This is a genomic window from Butyrivibrio sp. FC2001, assembly GCF_000424125.1.
GTDB lineage: Bacteria > Bacillota > Clostridia > Lachnospirales > Lachnospiraceae > Butyrivibrio.
The window spans coordinates 1-3,795 of record NZ_AUJH01000037.1; the positions used below are offsets into that span (position 1 = coordinate 1).

The following is a 3,795-nucleotide window of genomic DNA, read 5'->3' on the forward strand; positions in this document are numbered from 1 at the left end:
TTACTATATTTCAAGAAGCACAAAGATAACGCCGAAAGCCAGATGATTCAAGGTTTTCGGCGTTATTTATTGTTGTTGAACTGTCAAAGACAGGACCATATAATAATAGCATAAATAAAAAGCTATATGAAGAAGTTAATTATTTCAGGAATTCCTCTATACCGTCCCAATCAAAGAAAAGGGCATAGTATCCCAAGGATCAAAGCTGCAAATATAGTCAATGACAATATATATTTAAAACCCTTGGTATGATTTCTATTCATAATCCATCAGCCCCCTAAGCAGTTTATCGAAGTTCATCCCTTGGCCAATCGAATTCATACTAACCCAATATACCATAATAATTATACGGAATAGCGTATATACTGACAATTAAACCTTTATAAAACTATCGAGAATATTCTATATAGTCAGCCTCGAACAGGATATTTTGAGATAAAAAAAGACACTTCTTAGAATTTCTTCTAAAAAGTGTCTCTAAATAACTATTCAAATAGCAATGCTATTATTCTGCCTCGTAAGGCATAAGTGCAAGGTGTCTTGCACGCTTGATAGCTGATGTAAGCTCTCTCTGATGCTTAGCGCAGTTACCTGTGATACGTCTGGGAAGGATCTTTCCACTCTCGGAAACAAACTTCTTCAGCTTTGCTGTATCTTTGTAATCAATAACATTGTCTTTTCCACAGAAAACGCAAACTTTCTTTCTTCTGTGCATACCACCTTTTCTTCTTACAGGAGAATCGGTTCTATCAGACTTATTGAAAGCCATTGTGGTACCTCCTTATCGAATTTCAGTTGACAACGCCCATCGGGCATTACAAATCAATTAATTGAATGGAAGCTCCTCATCAATTCCGTCAGGAACATTGATGAAACCATCTGCAGGACCGTTGCTGCTAGGAGCATCGAATCCAACGGGCTGTGAGCCACCTGAGAATCCTCCGTTTCCGCCCTGAGCGTTCTTGCTCTCAGCGAATTCCTGATCCTCAACTACAACTTCAGTAGTGTATACTTTCTGGCCATCCTTATTGGTATAGCTACCAGTCTGGATGCGGCCTGTTACGGCCATCTTGGTTCCCTTTTTAAGATATTTCTCAGCGAACTCTCCGGCCTTGCCAAACGCTACGCAGTTAATGAAATCTGCTGTCTGACCGTCCTGATTGTTTCTGTTAAATCTTCTGTCTACTGCAAGTGTGTATCTTGCAATTGCAAGAGAACTCTCCCCCTGAGAGTATCTAACCTCAGGATCTCTTGTTAAACGTCCCATAAGTATAACTTTATTCATATTTTTTCTCGTCCTTTTCTATTTAGGCCTCGTCCTGCTTAACAAGCAAATAACGAATGACGCCATCGACGATGCGGACACGCTTCTCGATATCAGCAGGAGCTGTAGGCTCTGCATCGAAGTGAATGAAATAGTAGAAGCCTTCATTCATCTTGTCGATTTCGTAAGCAAGCTTCTTCTTGCCCCACTCATCAACATTTGTGATCTGTCCGCCGAATCTCTCGATCAAAGCTTTGCACTTGTCAACAGCTGCTGCTCTGGCGTCGTCTTCGATCTTTGCGTTAACGATAACGGCTAACTCATATTTTGTCATGCTTTCTTTACCTCCTTTTGGTCTCTGGCTACCGTTTTCAGTACGGTAACAAGGAAATTATCACAGAGATAGACTTTACCACAAAATATGAAATCATGCAAGCAAAAAAGGCCTAATTTATGATAGTCAGAATATGCTTCCAATATTCTGACTATTCATTCCTTCTATATATAGTGTTTTCGATTACCCAAAACTGCTTTTTAATACTATAACTGGCTAAATACCTCTCCAATAGGTCCCTGGATCACAAGATCCGCCTGAGAGTCCCTTGTCGTCGCCTGCTTATTTACCAGGACAAGCTTGTGACCGCGATAATAATCAATAAGTCCGGCTGCCGGATATACAACAAGTGATGTTCCGCCGATTATGAGCACATCTGCATTAGAGATATAGCCAACAGCTTTGCTCATGACGTCCATATCAAGGCCTTCTTCATAGAGAACAACGTCAGGCTTAATCCTTCCGCCGCAGTCGCAGTAGGGAACACCCTCGCACTCAGCCATGAAATCAAAGTCATAGAATTTACCGCATCTCTCACAGTAATTCCTGTGTACGCTGCCGTGGAGCTCCAATACCTCTTTGCTTCCAGCAGCCTGATGAAGACCATCAATATTCTGAGTAATAACAGCCTTAAGCTTACCCTGTTTTTCCCACTCAGCGAGCTTTAAATGCGCCTTATTGGGCTTAATTCCCTTCACAAGGAGCTTATCCTTATAGAATCTGAAAAACTCCTCAGGCATTCTCATATAAAAGCTGTGACTAAGCATCTGCTCCGGAGGATACTTGTAGTGCTGATGATACAGACCATCCTCACTTCTAAAATCCGGAACACCGCTCTCCGTAGATACTCCTGCACCTCCGAAGAACACGATATTGTCAGAACCATCTATAAGCTCTTTTAACTCTCTAATCTTGTCATCCATAGCTAACCGCCTTTCCCCCATGAAAACCGTCGCCTACAGTATTAGAAACCAGCCTTCTTTAACAGATCTGCAAGTGAAGTTGTAGCCTCACCCTCACTCTCAAATTCAATCTTCTCTTCTGTAATCTCTGTTGCAGCTACGTCCTGAAGAGCCTTCATGCTGAGGCTAAGCTTTCCGTCTTTAATAGCTGTAACCTTGACCTTAACCTTATCACCAACCTTAAGAACAGCGCTGGGATGAGCGATTCTCTGATTTGAAATCTGAGAAATATGTACAAGACCTGAAAGACCGTTACCAAGGTTAATGAATGCACCATAGTCCTGAAGACTCTCAACTGTACCCTCAGTTACAAGACCTACCTGAACATTAGATACCTTCTGAGCTCTCTCCTCATCTGCCTTCTCTCTTAAGATCTCTCTTGCTGAAAGAACAAGCTTCTTATCCTTCTCATCAGCAGTGATAACTCTAACCTCTAACTTCTTACCTACGAAGTCATTAAGAGCATCCTCTTCGATGTAGTTAAGTGAAAGCTTAGAAGCGGGAATAAACGCTCTGATACCCTCAAGGTAGCAGACAACACCACTCTTAACTGCTTCGCTTATAGTAACAGTAACGTTCTCCTTGCTCTCAAGAAGTGCCTTTAACTTATCCCAGGCAAGAACCTGTGTAGCCTCTTTCTTAGAAAGAAGAATGTTGCCATTGCCATCATCGGTTGCTACTACTGTAGCCTCTACCTCATCACCGACCTTGATGTCAGTTCTGATATTGAACTTAGGATCATCACTTAAATCCTCAGCCTTTATAACACCCTGAGTGTAATATTTGATATCAAGAAGTACATAGGTATCCTCTATACCAATTACAGTACCTGTAAGGATATCCCCCTCTTTAATCTGTCTAAAGGATCTGTCTATCTCATCCTTAAAATCTTCCATTGATTCCATTTTAGAAATTCCTCCCTCCTTAGTCCGTCTATACGCGAACAAAACTTTTCTTTTATCATCTGAAATAAATTATACACCGCTGAATTGAAGAATTGTACCAATAATTTATACAATAAAAAAGCCTTAAATGCTTCTCTTAGCATTTAAGACTTACTCTTAAAGGTGACTGACGGATTTGAACCGACGATCAGGGAGTTGCAGTCCCACGCCTTACCACTTGGCTAAGTCACCATGTAATGACTCCGACGAGGCTCGAACTCGTGTTACCGCCGTGAAAGGGCGATGTCTTAACCACTTGACCACGGAGCCGTGTTTTTCCTGCCTCGCAGG

At 41.6% G+C, this 3,795-nt stretch carries 5 protein-coding genes and 2 tRNA genes; all 7 read right to left on the minus strand.

Translation table 11 applies throughout. From position 1 onward, the window contains the following. Positions 1 to 505 precede the first annotated feature (505 nt). Positions 506 to 769: a 30S ribosomal protein S18 gene (rpsR, locus tag G601_RS0113680; protein ID WP_022763528.1), complete on the minus strand. Its 264-nt coding sequence runs from the start codon at positions 767 to 769 to the stop codon at positions 506 to 508. A gap of 57 nt (positions 770 to 826) precedes the next feature. Continuing rightward, complete coding sequence (locus tag G601_RS0113685; protein WP_026491525.1) at positions 827 to 1,285, minus strand: single-stranded DNA-binding protein; 459 nt, start codon at positions 1,283 to 1,285, stop codon at positions 827 to 829. A gap of 22 nt (positions 1,286 to 1,307) precedes the next feature. Next, entirely contained in the window at positions 1,308 to 1,598 is a 291-nt protein-coding gene (gene rpsF / locus G601_RS0113690; protein WP_022763530.1) for a 30S ribosomal protein S6, read from the minus strand. A gap of 206 nt (positions 1,599 to 1,804) precedes the next feature. After that, positions 1,805 to 2,521, minus strand: a complete 717-nt coding sequence (locus G601_RS0113695; protein WP_026491526.1) for an NAD-dependent protein deacylase — start codon at positions 2,519 to 2,521, stop codon at positions 1,805 to 1,807. 41 nt (positions 2,522 to 2,562) lie between these two features. Beyond that, on the minus strand, positions 2,563 to 3,465 hold the full coding sequence (locus G601_RS0113700; RefSeq protein ID WP_026665702.1) for a S1 RNA-binding domain-containing protein: 903 nt from the start codon (positions 3,463 to 3,465) through the stop codon (positions 2,563 to 2,565). A gap of 160 nt (positions 3,466 to 3,625) precedes the next feature. Next, a tRNA-Cys gene (locus G601_RS0113705) sits at positions 3,626 to 3,696 on the minus strand. A gap of 6 nt (positions 3,697 to 3,702) precedes the next feature. Continuing rightward, a tRNA-Glu gene (locus G601_RS0113710) sits at positions 3,703 to 3,774 on the minus strand. Between the last annotated feature and the right edge of the window lie 21 nt (positions 3,775 to 3,795).